Source organism: Selenomonas bovis DSM 23594, from assembly GCF_000381005.1.
Taxonomy (GTDB): Bacteria; Bacillota; Negativicutes; order Selenomonadales; family Selenomonadaceae; genus Selenomonas_C; species Selenomonas_C bovis.
Window position 1 is genome coordinate 25109 of the sequence record NZ_KB908395.1, and the last position, 15164, is coordinate 40272.

At 58.6% G+C, this 15164-nt stretch carries 15 protein-coding genes; 13 read left to right on the forward strand and 2 right to left on the reverse strand.

The features are described 5' to 3' along the window. The first annotated feature begins 350 nt into the window (after positions 1 to 350). From F599_RS0108610 to arsA, 6 genes are all read left to right on the forward strand, one after another. Complete coding sequence (locus F599_RS0108610) at positions 351 to 1142, forward strand: electron transfer flavoprotein subunit beta/FixA family protein (RefSeq protein WP_019543121.1); 792 nt, start codon at positions 351 to 353, stop codon at positions 1140 to 1142. A gap of 18 nt (positions 1143 to 1160) precedes the next feature. Then, positions 1161 to 2360 carry an electron transfer flavoprotein subunit alpha gene (locus F599_RS0108615; RefSeq protein WP_019543122.1) on the forward strand — a complete coding sequence of 400 codons (1200 nt, stop codon included), beginning with the start codon at positions 1161 to 1163 and terminating at the stop codon, positions 2358 to 2360. 2 nt (positions 2361 to 2362) lie between these two features. Continuing rightward, positions 2363 to 3763: an FAD-binding oxidoreductase gene (locus F599_RS0108620; protein ID WP_019543123.1), complete on the forward strand. Its 1401-nt coding sequence runs from the start codon at positions 2363 to 2365 to the stop codon at positions 3761 to 3763. Between the two features lie 255 nt (positions 3764 to 4018). Beyond that, complete coding sequence (locus F599_RS16180) at positions 4019 to 4336, forward strand: ArsR/SmtB family transcription factor (RefSeq protein WP_019543124.1); 318 nt, start codon at positions 4019 to 4021, stop codon at positions 4334 to 4336. Between the two features lie 83 nt (positions 4337 to 4419). Next, positions 4420 to 4884, forward strand: coding sequence for an arsenite efflux transporter metallochaperone ArsD (arsD, locus tag F599_RS13995; RefSeq protein WP_019543125.1), 465 nt, complete (start codon positions 4420 to 4422; stop codon positions 4882 to 4884). Then, positions 4871 to 6607 carry an arsenical pump-driving ATPase gene (arsA, locus tag F599_RS0108635; protein WP_019543126.1) on the forward strand — a complete coding sequence of 579 codons (1737 nt, stop codon included), beginning with the start codon at positions 4871 to 4873 and terminating at the stop codon, positions 6605 to 6607. Before arsD ends, arsA begins: the two co-directional genes overlap by 14 nt. Positions 6608 to 6640: 33 nt before the next feature. Here arsA and F599_RS0108640 read toward each other — a convergent pair whose 3' ends face one another. Then, positions 6641 to 7828: an MFS transporter gene (locus F599_RS0108640; protein WP_019543127.1), complete on the reverse strand. Its 1188-nt coding sequence runs from the start codon at positions 7826 to 7828 to the stop codon at positions 6641 to 6643. A gap of 226 nt (positions 7829 to 8054) precedes the next feature. Here F599_RS0108640 and F599_RS0108645 point away from each other — a divergent pair, with 226 nt between their 5' ends. The 5 genes from F599_RS0108645 to F599_RS14000 all read left to right on the forward strand — a co-directional run bounded on the left by F599_RS0108645 (position 8055) and on the right by F599_RS14000 (position 12198). Beyond that, a complete protein-coding gene (locus F599_RS0108645; RefSeq protein ID WP_019543128.1) occupies positions 8055 to 8327 on the forward strand; it encodes an ACT domain-containing protein in 273 nt (90 codons plus the stop codon). 14 nt (positions 8328 to 8341) lie between these two features. Further along, a complete protein-coding gene (locus tag F599_RS0108650) occupies positions 8342 to 9703 on the forward strand; it encodes a PFL family protein (RefSeq protein ID WP_019543129.1) in 1362 nt (453 codons plus the stop codon). Between the two features lies 1 nt (position 9704). Further along, the gene (gene nth, locus F599_RS0108655) at positions 9705 to 10343 is read left to right on the forward strand and encodes an endonuclease III (protein WP_019543130.1); all 639 of its coding nucleotides are present in this window, start codon (positions 9705 to 9707) and stop codon (positions 10341 to 10343) included. A 60-nt stretch (positions 10344 to 10403) separates the two neighbouring features. After that, on the forward strand, positions 10404 to 10886 hold the full coding sequence (locus F599_RS0108660; RefSeq protein WP_019543131.1) for an N-acetyltransferase: 483 nt from the start codon (positions 10404 to 10406) through the stop codon (positions 10884 to 10886). 100 nt (positions 10887 to 10986) lie between these two features. Then, positions 10987 to 12198, forward strand: a complete 1212-nt coding sequence (locus tag F599_RS14000; protein ID WP_019543132.1) for a DUF438 domain-containing protein — start codon at positions 10987 to 10989, stop codon at positions 12196 to 12198. Positions 12199 to 12267: 69 nt separating this feature from the next. On the opposite strand, the gene F599_RS0108670 is transcribed toward F599_RS14000, so the two are convergent. Continuing rightward, positions 12268 to 12474, reverse strand: coding sequence for a hypothetical protein (locus F599_RS0108670; protein ID WP_019543133.1), 207 nt, complete (start codon positions 12472 to 12474; stop codon positions 12268 to 12270). An 831-nt stretch (positions 12475 to 13305) separates the two neighbouring features. On the opposite strand from F599_RS0108670, the gene F599_RS14005 reads away from it, so the two are divergent. Together F599_RS14005 and F599_RS0108680 are read left to right on the forward strand one after the other, a co-directional pair. Next, positions 13306 to 13986, forward strand: coding sequence for a hypothetical protein (locus F599_RS14005; protein WP_019543134.1), 681 nt, complete (start codon positions 13306 to 13308; stop codon positions 13984 to 13986). A gap of 546 nt (positions 13987 to 14532) precedes the next feature. Then, positions 14533 to 15159, forward strand: coding sequence for a phosphoribosylanthranilate isomerase (locus F599_RS0108680; RefSeq protein WP_019543135.1), 627 nt, complete (start codon positions 14533 to 14535; stop codon positions 15157 to 15159). Positions 15160 to 15164: the final 5 nt, after the last annotated feature.

The window sequence follows — 15164 nt, forward strand, 5'->3', positions numbered from 1 at the left end:
GAGGACGAACGCAAAGCTCTGAACAAGACGTGTCGTATTGTTTCTTTTTTGCGTCCGGGCCAGTCCAATTTCGCAGCACACCTTTAGTATAGGTACTAAATTGGGATGTGTCAATCAAAAAATTTCCCCTCGATTGTGAAAAACGATATGGAAAAATAGCAAATAAGTTAATATCTTCACTTTGTAGACAAATCGGAGAAAATTTTATACAATATGAATCAGGAAAAAACACACTGCAACAAGTAGTGAAATGAAAGCTAATAATAAAAGTGACGTGGGCAAAGGAAGGTTCGCCACAGCGCGGTACCGCGGAATCTTTTCCTGATGTCACAAAGTAGGAGGGGCGATTTATGGAAATTCTTGTTTGCATCAAACAGGTACCTGGCTCGAACAAGGTTGAGGTCGATCCGGTGACGGGCGTGCTGAAGCGCGATGGCGCGGACAGCAAGATGAATCCTTACGATCTTTATGCGCTCGAGGTCGGCATGGAGCTCAAGGAGCAGTACGGCGGCCGGGTGACGGTGCTGACGATGGGGCCGCCGCAGGCGAAGGCGGTGCTCTACGAGGCGTTCTCGATGGGTGCTGACGAGGGCGCGCTCGTCACGGACCGGAAGTTCGGCGGCGCGGACGTGCTCGCGACGAGCTACACGCTCTCGCAGGGTATCCGCCGTCTGGGCAAGTTCGACCTCATCCTCTGCGGCCTGCAGACGACGGACGGCGATACGGCACAGGTCGGCCCGGAGGTATCCGAGATGCTTGGGATTCCCTGCGTCTGCAACGTGAATGCCATCGGCGCGGTCAAGGCGGGCGGCATCACTGTGACGATGGAGATGTCGGAGGACATCGAGGAGCTCGATGTCTCGTTCCCCTGCCTGCTGACAGTGCAGAAGGACATCATGCAGCCGCGGCTTCCTTCCTATAAACTCAAGCAGGCGACGAAGGATCGCAAGATCACCGTCTATACCTTCCAGGATATGGAGGATCAGGACGAGCACCATTACGGACTGAACGGTTCGGCAACGCAGGTGCAGCGCATTTTCCCGCCGACGTCTGATAAGGAGCAGAGGACGATCGAAGGGACGAGTGCAGAGACGGCACAGCAGGTGCTGGATCTTTTGAAGCAGAAGAAATTCATCGCGTGAGAGCAGGGGGAAAGAACGATGGCAAAATTAGTTGTTCATCAGGACAAGATTGATGATGTGCAGAAATTGATTTCCATCTGCCCGTTCGGCGCGATGGTGGAACATAACGGCAAGGTAGAGGTGACGGCAGCATGCCGCATGTGCCGCCTCTGCGTCAAGAAGGGCCCGAAGGGCGCGATGGAATACGTCGAGGACGAGCCTGTGCCGCAGGTCGACAAGAGCGCATGGCGCGGCATCGCCGTCTACGTCGATCATGTCGAGGGGAACATCCATCCCGTGACGTTCGAGCTCCTCGGCAAGGCGCGGGAACTTGCGGACAAGATTCATCATCCTGTTTACGCGCTCTTCCTCGGCAATGAGATTGAGGAGCGGGCGGGGGAGCTTCTCCACTATGGGGCGGACAAGGTGTTTGTCTGCGACAAGGAGGAATTGCAGGATTTCAGCATCGAGACGTATACGACGGCGTTCGAGCAGTTCATCCATGATGTGAAGCCGACGGCCATCCTCGTCGGTGCGACGCCTGTGGGACGCCAGCTGGCACCGCGTGTCGCCGCGCGCTTCCGTACGGGCCTCACGGCAGACTGTACGATCCTCGACATGCACGAGAATACCGATCTCGTGCAGATCCGTCCGGCGTTCGGCGGCAACATCATGGCGGAGATCCTCACGCCGAACAGTCGCCCGCAGCTTGCGACCGTGCGCTACAAGGTCATGGACGCGCCAGAGCGCAGCGAAGAGGCAAAGGGAGAAATCGTGCCGTTCGATGTACCGACAGAGAAGCTTGGCAGCCGCGTCACAGTCATTGGTATGAAAAAGAAGCCGAAGGAAAAGAGCATCGAGATGGCGGATGTGCTCGTGGTCGCAGGGCGCGGCGTGAAGAAAAAGGAAGACCTCTCGTTGCTGCGGGAGCTTGCCGATGCCTTGGGCGGCGAACTCGCCTGCACGCGCCCCCTGGTTGAGGCGGGCTGGCTCGACGCAAAGCACCAGATCGGTCTCTCCGGGCGCACGGTTCGACCGAAACTCATCATTACTTGCGGCGTTTCCGGCGCGATCCAGTTCGTCGCGGGCATGGATCATTCCGATACGATTTTCGCCATCAATACAGACCCGAAAGCCTCGATTTTCAAGGCGGCGAATTATGCAGTCATCGGCGATCTCTATGAAATCGTTCCGCAGCTTCTGGCAGGAATCCGCGCGGGGAAAGGAAAAAGGGGATAAGTATGTTTCAGAGAGTGACAGAAAACGACTACAAAGCGATTGCCGCCATCATTGGCGATGAGGAGCGGGTTCTTTTTGCAGAAACCATCCATGAGGAATACAGCCATGACGAGCTTTCGAGCGAGCATATCTATCCTGACATCGTCGTGCGCGTCCAGTCCGCAGAGGAAGTCTCGAAGGTTATGGCCTATGCGTCGGAGCATCATATCGCTGTGACGCCGCGCGGCGCCGGCACGGGACTTGTCGGCGCGTCCGTGGCAGTCGAGCATGGCATCATGATCGATATGACGCTCATGAACCATATCCTTGAGCTCGATGAGGACAACCTGACGCTGACGGTGGAGCCGGGTGTCCTGCTCATGGAGATCGCAGCATACGTTGAGGAGCGCGGCTTCCTCTATCCGCCGGATCCCGGTGAGAAATCGGCGACCATCGGCGGCAACATCAGCACGAACGCAGGCGGCATGCGCGCCGTGAAATACGGCGTGACGCGCGACTATGTCCGCGGACTGGAGGTTGTGCTCGCAGATGGTACGATCCTGCATCTCGGCGGCAAGGTTGTCAAAAACAGCTCCGGCTATGACCTCAAGGATATGATCGTTGGCTCGGAGGGCACGCTCGCCATCGTGACGAAGGCCATCCTCAAGCTCATGCCACTGCCGCGCAAGCGCGTGAGCCTGCTCATCCCGTTCCCCACGCTTGCGCAGGCCATTGGCACAGTGCCGCGCATCATCCGCTCAAAGGCCATCCCGACGGCCATCGAGTTCATGGAGCGCGATGTCATCCTCGACTCCGAACAGTATCTCGGCAGGAAGTTCCCGGACAACCAGGCGGATGCCTACCTGCTGCTACAGTTCGACGGCAATACGATGGAGGAGATCGCCTCCTACTATGATGAGACGGCGCAGATCTGCCTCGAACAGGGCGCCATCGATATCCTCATTGCGGACACGGAGGAGCGCAACGAGCCGGTATGGAAATCGCGTGGCGCCTTCCTCGAGGCCATCAAGAGCTCGACGTCCGCGATGGATGAGGTCGACGTCGTCGTGCCGCGCAACCGCGTGCATGAGTTCGTCGAGTTCGCGCATGCGCTGCCGAAGGAAATCGGCGCGCGCATCAAGCTCTTTGGTCATGCCGGCGACGGCAATCTGCACGTCTATGTGCTGCGCGACAAGCTCTCTGATGAGGAGTGGCAGAAGGTCCTCGACCTCGCCATGGAGAAGATGTACGCGAAAGCCCGCGCACTCGACGGACAAGTTTCCGGCGAGCACGGCATCGGTCTTGCGAAGCGTTCCTATCTCAAACAGTCGCTGCCGCCGGAGCAGATTGCCCTGATGCAGCGCGTCAAGAAGGCCTTCGATCCGCAGGGTATCCTGAATCCTCATAAGGTCTGCGAGGACTGAGAAGAAATCACGGTGATAGCTTAAAACCATCTGTTGCAAAGCGTATGCTTTCCACAGGTGGTTTTTTGTGCCGCATACGATGGAGCGCTGCAAAGCGGATTGCCGTCTTATTTTCCATCAGCACAGACGGGAGAAAACGATAGATTGACATATATCAATGTATATGCTAGAATAAATGCATTGATGATCATCAATACAAAAGAATGCGGGCTGATCCGGCGTTCTTCAGCATCATGTCAAGGGAGGACGATCTGTATGCAGGGACAGCAGCATGATTTCGTCAAAATCGCGAAAGCGCTTTCGGATGACAATCGTCTCCGTATCCTGACTTCCTTGCGGGAGGGGGAGAAGTGTGCCTGCGAGCTGTTGACGGATTTGCGCATCTCGCAGCCGACGCTGTCGCATCACATGAAGATCCTCTGCGATGCGGGATTGGTCACCTGCCGTCGGGATCGCCGCTGGGCGTATTACTCGACGGACGCGCGGGAGATCGACGCCGTCGCCGAGGAGTTTCAGGCGAGGTTCCGTCCCGTGGCGCAGGCTGCGTGCGCTCGCTGTGATGGGAGGGTGTAGCGGTAAAAAGAAGCGCTTTGCGCGTTTTCTTTTTGGCCTACACATTCATATATATCAATATATAAATCAATGGAGGAATCGTCATGAAGAATATCCGTATTTTTGAACCTGCGATGTGCTGCGCGACGGGGCTTTGCGGGCCATCCATCGATCCCGAGCTCCTGCGCATTTCTACGCTGCTTTCCTCGTTGAAGGAAAAGGGAATTGTCGTGGAACGGTATAATCTCACGAGCCATCCGCAGGTATTCGCGCAGAACGAGGCGGTCAAAGAGCTTTTGTCAAAGCATGGGACGGCGATTCTACCCGTGACCACCAGTGGGGATGATGTCGTGCTGACGGGCCGCTATCCGACGAATCAGGAAGTGCTTGCTTGGCTGCAGGTCGATGCGCAGGCCATCGGGCTCAAAGAGGAGCCGGCATGCTGTGCGGCAGAGACGGCATCTGGCTGCTCTTGCAGCGCAGCGGGATGCGCTGCGGATGAGGATGTAGCAGCGGGCACAGGTTGCTGCTGTTCCGCAGAGGAGGGAGACCATCATGGAACGATTTGATCCCGCAAACGTCGTCCAGACGAAATATCTGTTTTTCACTGGGAAAGGCGGCGTGGGCAAGACGTCCACTGCGTGCGCCACAGCCGTCTATCTCGCGGATCACGGCAAACGCGTCTTGCTGGTGAGTACGGATCCGGCTTCCAACCTGCAGGATGTGTTTTCTCTGGCCCTGGATCGCAAGGGAACGGAGATACCACAGGCACCGGGCCTTTTCGTTGCCAACCTCGATCCCATCAAGGCAGCGGAGGAGTATCGTGAGAGCGTCGTCGCGGCGTACCGCGGCGTGCTGCCCGAGGCAGCCATCGAGAATATGCGGGAGCAGCTTTCTGGCTCCTGTACAACGGAAATCGCGGCATTCAACGAGTTCTCCAGCTTCCTGACCGACGAGGCGCTGAACAGGCGATACGATCATATCATCTTCGATACCGCGCCGACAGGACATACGCTGCGCCTGCTGCAGCTGCCGTCCGCCTGGAGCGGCTTCATCGAGCAGAGCAAGCATGGAGCTTCCTGCCTCGGACAGCTCTCCGGACTGGCGGACAAAAGAAAGCTCTATGAGACGGCTGTCCGCACCTTGTCGGACGGAGGCAAGACGACGCTGCTGCTCGTAGCGCGGCTGGAAGAAACGCCGCTGAAAGAAGCGGAGCGTGCGGCTGAGGAATTGCGAGGGCTGGGCATCTTGCGCCAGGTACTCATCCTCAATGCCGTGGCGCCTCCGGGAGATGATGCGGTTTCGGCGGCGCTCTATAAGAAGCAGAGACAGGCGCTCGCACACATGCCGGAAGGGCTGCGCCGTATGGCTTCGTATGAGATTCCGCTGCGGGCCTACAATATCACGGGTATCGCACATGTGCGGGATATGCTGCGGACGGATCATCTGGAGGACGCGCAGGCGGCCGTTCGGGCAAGGGAAGGCCATCGGCTGTCCGATCTTGTTGACGATTTGGTGAGACATCGGAGGAAGGTCATTTTCACGATGGGCAAAGGCGGTGTCGGCAAGACGACGATTGCCGCTGCCATCGCGCTGGCACTCGCGGAGAGAGGAGAGTGCGTACATCTCGCGACGACGGACCCGGCCGCACATCTGAAATTCGTCCTCGATGAGGGAAGCGGCATTCGTACGAGCTATATCGACGAAAAGAAGGAACTGAAGAAATATCAGGAGGATGTCATCCGGGAAGCGATGGCAGGCGGCATCGCACCGGCAGATCTCGACTATATCAAGGAGGATCTGCGGTCTCCCTGTACGCAGGAGATTGCCGTCTTTCGTGCGTTTGCGGAGATCGTCGCGCAGGCGGAGGACGAGATCGTCGTCATCGATACGGCGCCGACAGGTCATACGCTGCTGCTGCTGGAGTCAACAGCGGCATACGACCGCGAACTGAAGCGCTCGCAGGGGAAGACGCCGGCATCGGTCAAGAAACTGTTGCCGCGTCTGAAGAGCGAGGAGACGGAGACTGTGATCGTCACGCTGCCGGAGGCGACGCCTGTCTACGAGGCGGAGCGGCTGCGCGAGGATTTGCAGCGCGCGCAGCTGCAGGTGAGATGGTGGGTGGTCAACCGCTCTTTCCTGGGACTGGAGACAAAAAATCCGCTTCTGCGCGCACGAGCTGCGCAGGAAGCGGCGTGGATTGATGAAGTGAATCGCAAAACCAGCGGACGGGAAGTGCTCATCCCCTGGAAAGCGGAATCGCTGAAGGGTGCGGCGCTGCTGTCGCTCTGAGCGGTGGCAGATTGATAGCGGAGACAGCGTGCGTCAGGCAGCGGTCTCTGCTTTTTGCGTGCGCGCATTTTCTGGATAAGGCGTTGCTGCGGCGACAAAGATGGAGAGGATGAGCGGCAGCGTCGTGAGGAGCAGGGCCGGGGCGAGGCCGATCTGGTCGGCGATGGCTGCCGTGAGGGCGGCGCCGAGGCTGCCGAAGCCGAAGGAGAGGCCCATCATCATGCCCGAGGCCATGCCGGCGCTGCCGGGCATCGCGCGCTGTGCCCAGACGATGGAGCTCGGCTGGGAGGCGATGAGGAAAGCGCCGGAGAGGAAGAGCGCGAGCAGCGAAAGCGGTGCTGTCCCCGCGTGCGTGAAGAAATAAGCGGTCGGCGCGACGGCGAGGATGAGTGCGCCGAGGATGATGCGCTTGTGGCCGAAGCGGTCGCCGAGCATGCCGCCCGTGATGCCGCCGCACGCGCAGCCGGCGAGGAAGAGCGTGAGGAGCGTGCCGGAGATCATCGCGGAGTAGCCGGCGCTCACGAGCAGCAGCGGCAGGAAGGTCGAGACGGCGACATGCGTCCAGCAGCGCAGTCCCATTGCGATGTTGAGACGGACAACGGAAGGATTCCGCAGCATCTTGCGAAGCGGCAGGCGGTCAGAGGGAGATGTCTCCTGTATCGTCGAGAAGCGGGCGAGCCCGGAATACGCGTAAAGTCCCATCATGCAGAGGCTCGGCAGGATGAGCCAGGGAAGTGCGGAGAGCGGCAGGGCCTGCGTATAGGCGACGATGACGACGGGCGCGAACGCGAAGCCGATGTTGCCGCCTGCCACATAGAGTGACATGGACTGTCCCTGTCGGCCGGCAGGCGCGACCTTGGCGACGAGCGAGGAGCCGAGCGGGTGGAAGGCGGAGACAGAGAGCCCCGTGAGCGCGATCAGCAGGAAGAGCATCGCCTTCGTCGTGAGAAAACCGATCGTGCAGATGCAGATGGCGCCGAACGGGATGACGGGGATAAGCAGCCAGCTCATGCGGTGGCGATCCATGAGAAAGCCGAACACCGGCTGCATCATGTTGCTCGCGATGCTCATGACCATGACGAGCAGCCCGGAGAGCGTGAGCGAGAGGTCGAGCCGCGGCATGATGATGGGCAGCAGCACCGGCAGGAAGTTGCAGTAGAAATCGTTGAAGAGATGGCCAAGTGCCAGTAAGACAACAGAAACACGGGCGGAAAACCGCATGAAATATCGCATCCTTTCTTTACGATCAATCGTTAAGATGGTTTCATCATTATAGAAAGAATGCGAATTTCTGTCAAATTCTCGGAAATCTTCCAGAAACGCGGGTGTGGGCTATTGGTTTTTCCTGCTGGTCTTGCTATAATAATAGATACATCTTTGTATCTGTGCATTGTCTCCATGACTTTTGGGAGTGCACAAAGTGTCGCTGTGAAGGAGAAATGTCTCAATGAAATTAGTCGTTACCATCGTCGGCAAGGACCGCGTCGGCATCATCGCCACGGTGAGCTCCGTCCTTGCGGAGAACAATGTCAACATCCTCAATATCAACCAGAACATCATGGAAGGCTTCTTCAACATGGTCATGATCGCCGAGATGAGCGAGGACAGCAAGCTGAAGCTCGGCGAGCTGCAGAAGGTCCTCAAGGACAAGGGCGAGGAAATGGGGCTTGACATCAAGGCCCAGCACATGGACATCTTCAATGTCACGCACAACGTCTGAGGAGGCTTCTTCATTTGATTACCATTGATGATATTTTTGAAACGAATCGGATGATTACGGAGAACAAGCTCGACGTGCGCACGATCACGATGGGCATTTCCCTGCGCGACTGCGCGCATCCGAACATCACGAAGTTCTGCCAGAACATCTATGACAAGATCACGAAGTCGGCGGAATTCCTCGTGAAGACAGGCGAGGACATCGAGGCGGAGTACGGCATCCCCATCATCCATAAGCGCATCTCGGTCACGCCGATCGCCATCGCGGCGGATGCCTGCGAGACGGATACCTATGTGCCGGTGGCGGAGGCGCTCGACCGTGCGGGCAAGGAGGTCGGCGTCAATTTCATCGGCGGTTTCTCCGCACTCGTGGAGAAGGGCTACACGAAGGGTGACCGCACGCTCATCCAGTCGATCCCACAGGCGCTCGCGACGACGGATATCGTCTGTTCCTCTGTCAATCTCGGCTCGACGAAGGCCGGCATCAACATGGACTGCGTGCGCGAGATGGGTGAGGTCATCAAGCGCACGGCGGAGCTCACGCGGGAGCAGGAGGCGCTCGGCTGCGCGAAGCTCGTCGTGTTCTGCAATGCGCCGGGAGACAACCCGTTCATGGCGGGGGCGTTCCACGGCGTCAGCGAGGGCGACAAGGTCGTGAGCGTCGGCGTCAGCGGTCCGGGCGTCGTGAAGCACGCGCTCGAGGGCATGAAGGGCGCGGATTTCACCGAGGTCGCGGAGACCATCAAGAAGACGGCGTTCAAGATTACGCGCGTGGGCCAGATGGTCGCGCGCGAGGCGAGCAAGCGCCTCGGCGTACCGTTCGGCATCATCGACCTCTCCCTCGCGCCGACGCCGGCCGTCGGTGACAGCGTCGCGCGCATCCTCGAGGAGATGGGACTGGAGGCGTGCGGTGCGCCGGGTACGACGGCGGCGCTGGCGATGCTCAACGATGCCGTGAAGAAGGGCGGCCTCATGGCGTCCTCCCATGTCGGCGGCCTCTCGGGCGCATTCATCCCCGTGAGCGAGGACGAGGGTATGATCCACGCCGTCTCGCAGGGCAGCCTCTCCATCGAGAAGCTCGAGGCCATGACCTGCGTCTGCTCCGTCGGTCTCGACATGATCGCCATCGAGGGCGATACGACGGCGGCGACGATCTCCGGCATCATCGCGGACGAGGCGGCCATCGGCATGATCAACAACAAGACGACGGCTGTGCGCGTCATCCCTGTGCCGGGCAAGAAGGTCGGCGATACGGTCGAGTTCGGCGGCCTGCTCGGCTATTGCCCGATCGTGCCCGTGCGCAACCAGTACAGCTCAGCGGCGTTCATCGCGCGCGGCGGACGCATCCCGGCACCGGTGCGCAGCCTCACGAACTGATATGCGCGTCACGAAGAAAATCAAGGAGGAGCAGATCCGCATCCTCGAGCAGACGTATCTCGGCGCCAAGCCGGCGCTCAAGTTTCGCAATCCGTTCGAGCTGCTCATCGCAGTCATCCTCTCGGCGCAATGCACGGATAAGCGCGTCAACGTCACGACCGCGCGGCTCTTCGCCAAGGCGCCGACGCCTGCGGCCATCGTCGCGCTCGGCCTGCCGCAGCTCGAGGAGGAGATCCGTGACTGCGGGCTCTTCCGCAACAAGGCGAAGAATATCATGGCGACCTGTGTGACGCTCTGCGAGCAGTACGGCGGCGAGGTGCCGGAGGACTACGACGCGCTCCTGAAGCTTCCGGGCGTCGGCCGCAAGACGGCGAACGTCGTGACTTCCATCGCGTTCCACCGCCCGGCCATCGCTGTCGACACGCATGTCTTCCGCGTGGCGAACCGGCTGCATCTCGCGGTGGGGGAGACGCCGCTCGCGGTTGAGCGCGGCCTCCAGCGCGCCATTCCTAAGGAAAAGTGGTCGGACGCGCATCACTGGCTCATCTGGCATGGGCGGCGCGTCTGCAAGGCGCGTCGGCCGCTCTGCGAGACGTGTCCGCTCGCGCCCGTCTGCCCGAGCGCGGGCCATGCGGAATGAGGCGGAGCGCGGCGGATTCCTGCCGCCGAGGCAGACTATCTTTTCTCAGAGGTGTTCAGTATGAAATATCGCAAGGCGACATTTGCCGACATTGAGGCAATCTTTGCCCTGGTCAATGATTATGCGGGGGACGGCGTGATGCTCGCGCGTTCGCGCAATACGCTCTATGAGACGCTGCGAGACATGATCGTTGCGGAGGACGACGCGGGCGAGATTGTCGGCGTGGGCGGGCTGCATATCCTCTGGGACAGACTGGCGGAGATCCGGACGATGGCCGTCTCGCCCCGGCTGACGCGCCACGGCATCGGCGGGGAAATCGTCCGCCGCCTCATGGCGGAGGGAAGGACGCTCGGCGTAGAAAAGTTCTTTACGCTCACATATAAGCCGGGATTCTTCCAGACGCTCGGCTTCCATACGGTGACGAAGGATGCCCTGCCGCAGAAGGTCTGGAAAGACTGCATCGACTGCCCGAAGTTCCCGAACTGCGATGAGATCGCTATGGTGAAACTCGATGGTGCGGCAGAGGATACCAGCGGCCAGTAACAAATGAAACAGCATTGACGAAGAAAATTCCGTATCATATTCATCAGAGAATGTGATACGGAATTTTGTTTCAGATAAACATGGAGAAAGTGAGGAAAACATGATGAAGGAGACGAAAAAAGAAGTTTTGCGCGGCTATCTCGATCGCCTGCAGCAGGGAGAGGAACTCGCCTCTGTGCGCCGCGATTTCGTGCGGTCGTTCGTGGATGTCCAGCCGGAGGAGATCATGGAGGCGGAGCAGTCGTTGCTGCGTGACGGTGTCGCGCCCCAGAAACTCCAGAAGCTCTGCGACCTCCATTCCGCGCTCTTCTGCGGGAGCAGTGAGGAGGAGATTGCCGCCCAGCGGGCGGCGACCGAGCGGGCGGCACAGGCGGCCCCGGAACTCGACGGCCTGCCGGAGGGGCATCCTATCTCCATTCTGCGGCGGGAGAACGAGGCGCTCGAACATCAGCTGACGGCGCTCTTCCGTCTGCTGGGCAAGAAGGAGGACGGCACGGCCTTCGCCGCCGCGTTCCCGCGGCTCAACGCTCTGCGCGCGCATTACGCGAAGAAGGAAGAGCTCCTCATGCCCATCCTCTATCGCTATGGCGTGACGGGGCCGTCGGAAGTCATGTGGGGCGTCGATGACGAGATCAAGAAGGAGCTCGGTGTCCTCACGAAGGCGCTGAAGGAGGACGCGGAGAATGTCGTGATTTACCGCGGCCGCCTGCATGATCTCATGACGCGCATCCGGGAGATGATGGTCAAGGAGGAGCGCATTCTCTTCCCGCTCGCCGTGCGTTATTTCACGCAGGAAGAGTGGTATGCCGTCTACCGCGATGACAAGGACTTCGCCGCCGTGCCGCCAACGGACACTCAGCCCAAATGGGAAGAAGCGGAGACGTGGTGCGCCGAGCAGCAGGAAGCGCTCGCGCGTGAGGAGATCCTCGACGGCAAGGTCCAGCTCGAGACAGGGGAGCTCACCGTCCGCCAGCTGCGCGCGCTGCTTGCGCTTTTCCCTGTGGACATCACGTTCATCGACGAAGACGATGTGCTGCGCTATTTCCTCAACGAGGGCAAGATCTTCGCGCGGCCGCGCTCGGCGCTCGGCCGCAAGGTCTATGAGTGCCATCCGCCGCAGATCATCCCGGTCGTGCGTCAGATGCTCGCCGATTTCAAGGCGAAGAAGCGCGATCACATGGTTGTCTGGCGTCGCATCATGGGCAAGCCCGTCGGCGTGCGCTACCAGGCGGTATACGGAGAAGATGACACCTACCTCGGCACGGTGGAGTTCGTGCAGGACTTCACGGAGGCGCTCGCGCATTTCGCGTGATAGGCGCGAGGAGAGAATATAAAAGCGCTGCGGGAACCAGCTGGCTCCCGCAGCGCTTTTTGCTGCCGTTTATTTCTTTACGACTTCCTTGAGGATGTCTGTCATGGCCTGCTGCATGACGCGCATCACATCCTGCAGGACCGCATTGTACAGATCGCCACCGTCCGTGACGCCACGACCGTTCGCAGTGATGAAGAACTTGTGCGGATGCTCATTGGCCTTGTAGGCCTCATTGAGTTTGTCCTGGACGAGCTTTTCGAGTTCCTGTTCCGTCATTCGTGTCACCTCTTTTCGTTTAGCATACACATCCATTATACAACATCTTCCGGAATATTTCCTCGTTTTTCTTTTTGTCTCTGAGAAAATTTCTTTTTGAGGCGGAGTGAGGCGGTGATTTCAAGAAATACGTTGCTGCGTTGGACCTCCGGATTTCATGAAACTAAGGAAGCATTGATTACTTCGGCACTCCGTCTTCACACGACTGCACGGTCCTCCCGCCCTTGACAATCCTCAGCACAAAACGCGATGGAGCGTTTTGCCGCTACGCCTCCGGTGTATCTCCCAGGGAGATACAGGGTATCCGCGTAAATCCGGAGCACCTCATTGCATCAGTGCTTCCCTAAGGAAAATGGTGCGCAGGTATGATTTCATTTGAAGTCACTTCTAACAACGAGCTAAAAAGGGTCTAATTGTATATCTTTATACTGTGAGAATGGAAATATGTTATAGGAGAGGATATTCTTCCTGTATGTATTTCGAGATGTTTGATTTTATCCAGCTCTTCGACCCGATGGGAGGAGATTGTGCTTCTCGCGTCGTGTGCCTGCGTGCGGTTGTTTGTTGTGGTGACATTATGTGTCACTATTGTACGAAAATTTTTAATCGCCTGTGGCCTGTGCAGGTGCTTCTTGATTCATCATGGAGTGCGTGTGGTGGGCGACAATGGAGGGGAAGGCGGGTACGCGAGGACGGGGACTGGATGGAATCGACGATCATTTGGGCCGTTGCAGGGGACTGTTGCGCAAGTGGCAGGTATCGGTCCAAGAGGATGGATAACCGAGGGATGGAAAGGGATAGTGCGATATGAGGAGCAATAGGAAGAAAGTGTTGATCGGTATGGCTGTTGGCTTGCTGCTGGTTGGCGGAGGAGCGTTTGGCTACGTTCATACCGTAGGCCAGGTCAGAGCGGAAGCGGAGGCGTGGCAGGGACAGCCGCCGCCGGTGATGCAGGTGGATCCAGAGAAAGCTGCGAAGCATATTGCCGAGGCATTCTGTATCGATGAAAGCGAAGTCCGTGCAGCCATTGAAGCCAAGCGCGATTTCCGCGACATCGGTCATGCGGCGATGCTGGCGAAGATCAGCGGCGAGTCATTCAAAGATGTTTTGGCGTTGAAACGAGATGGCAAAGACTGGCGTGAGGTGGACGGGGAACTCCACATCACGCGTGAACAGATACGCGGCGTGATGATGGAAATAGAAGCGCGTCATCTTGCGGTTAGGAGTAACATTTCGGAAGGAAAAGCGTTGGCATTGTTGCGTGATGGCTACCGTAGCTTTGACGTATTCGAAGCGGCGGAGATTGCCAATGCCTCTGGGAAAGATATCCAGTCGGTGCTCGATAGGAAGAAGATCAATAATCATTGGGAAGATGTGGCGCGGGGATTCGACGTCGATCCGGAGTTGCTGCGCGAGCATCGCGGTACAGCGTTGGAATTCCTGCCATGTGCCACTGCACAGAGAGAGTCGGATGCTATGGTGCCACCGCCATTGCCGGATGATCTGCCATGAAAGCTGAGGAAAATGCTAAGCTCATCGCGACGGCATTTTCTTTTTTTTTGAGGAAAAGGGTTGACAATATTACATGTGCGGTTTATGATAAGAGCCATCAAGTGAATAGCTCAGTAAATCAGAGAGCGGGAAATAGTAGTGCAGTCAACCACTGTCAAGCGAGCCGATGTCCGGGAATCCGGAGGTGAGATGGTCGGCCAGGGGTACTGTGTGAATGGTCCTGTGAGAGTCCACCGAAACGTTGCGTATCAGCGGAGTAGGCTGGAACGGCTGCCTCCGTTAGCAGGCTAGGGTATCGGATGTGTTCCCGTACCTGAAATGAGGTGTATTTTTCATACATGAACTGGGTGGCACCGCGAGTATATCGCCCCGGCAGGAGGAATCCTGTCGGGGCTTTTTCATGTGATGTTTTCGGAAGATATTCCAGAAAAAGGCTGTGGAAAAAGCAATGTAGGGCATCGCACGTTGCAACTGTTGCAAGTGTTCAAGATAAACATTTGTGCATTTGCACGAATGATAGAGCGTGGCAAGAAAGGAGTGCTGGCAATGAAAGCAAAGCTGTGCGGTATGAAAACGCGTGAGGCGGCCGAGACGGCCGAGGCGGCGGGGGCGGATCTCGTCGGCTTCATCTTCTGGGCGAAGAGCCGCCGCGCGGTGACGCCGGAGCAGGCGGCAGCCATCGGCGCTAGCCTGCGGCGCGCGAAGAAGGTCGGCGTCTTCGTCGATGCGCCGGTCGCGCGCGTCAACGAGATCGCCGCCGCCTGCAAGCTGGATTTCGTCCAGCTGCACGGACATGAGGACGCCGACTACGCGCGGCAGGTGCGGGTGCCGGTCATCAAGGCGTATCGCTTCGGCGATGGTTTCGACGCGCGCGCGGCGGCGGCGTTCCCCGCGGAGCTCATCCTGCTCGACAGCGGGACGGCGGCGCTCCCCGGCGGCACGGGCCGGCGGTTCGCCTGGCGCGAGGCGGCGGAGGCCGTCCGCACAGCCGGAATCCGCGAGCGCCTGCTCGTCGCGGGCGGCGTTGCGGCGGAGAACTTGCCGGAGCTTTACGAGACATTCCATCCCTACGGTGTGGATGTCTCGGGAAGCCTCGAGGTGCATGGGGAAAAATCCATCGGGAAGATCAAGGAATTCATGCAGGCCGTGCAACGGCTCGCGCAGGAAGCATAGGAGGA

Bases quoted from the DNA above. Each gene is read 5' to 3' on its own strand.
- F599_RS0108610 (WP_019543121.1), top strand. From the start codon at position 351: ATGGAAATTCTTGTTTGCATCAAACAGGTACCTGGCTCGAACAAGGTT.
- F599_RS0108615 (WP_019543122.1), top strand. From the start codon at position 1,161: ATGGCAAAATTAGTTGTTCATCAGGACAAGATTGATGATGTGCAGAAA.
- F599_RS0108620 (WP_019543123.1), top strand. From the start codon at position 2,363: ATGTTTCAGAGAGTGACAGAAAACGACTACAAAGCGATTGCCGCCATC.
- F599_RS16180 (WP_019543124.1), top strand. From the start codon at position 4,019: ATGCAGGGACAGCAGCATGATTTCGTCAAAATCGCGAAAGCGCTTTCG.
- arsD (WP_019543125.1), top strand. From the start codon at position 4,420: ATGAAGAATATCCGTATTTTTGAACCTGCGATGTGCTGCGCGACGGGG.
- arsA (WP_019543126.1), top strand. From the start codon at position 4,871: ATGGAACGATTTGATCCCGCAAACGTCGTCCAGACGAAATATCTGTTT.
- F599_RS0108640 (WP_019543127.1), bottom strand. From the start codon at position 7,828: ATGCGGTTTTCCGCCCGTGTTTCTGTTGTCTTACTGGCACTTGGCCAT.
- F599_RS0108645 (WP_019543128.1), top strand. From the start codon at position 8,055: ATGAAATTAGTCGTTACCATCGTCGGCAAGGACCGCGTCGGCATCATC.
- nth (WP_019543130.1), top strand. From the start codon at position 9,705: ATGCGCGTCACGAAGAAAATCAAGGAGGAGCAGATCCGCATCCTCGAG.
- F599_RS0108660 (WP_019543131.1), top strand. From the start codon at position 10,404: ATGAAATATCGCAAGGCGACATTTGCCGACATTGAGGCAATCTTTGCC.
- F599_RS14000 (WP_019543132.1), top strand. From the start codon at position 10,987: ATGATGAAGGAGACGAAAAAAGAAGTTTTGCGCGGCTATCTCGATCGC.
- F599_RS0108670 (WP_019543133.1), bottom strand. From the start codon at position 12,474: ATGACGGAACAGGAACTCGAAAAGCTCGTCCAGGACAAACTCAATGAG.
- F599_RS0108680 (WP_019543135.1), top strand. From the start codon at position 14,533: ATGAAAGCAAAGCTGTGCGGTATGAAAACGCGTGAGGCGGCCGAGACG.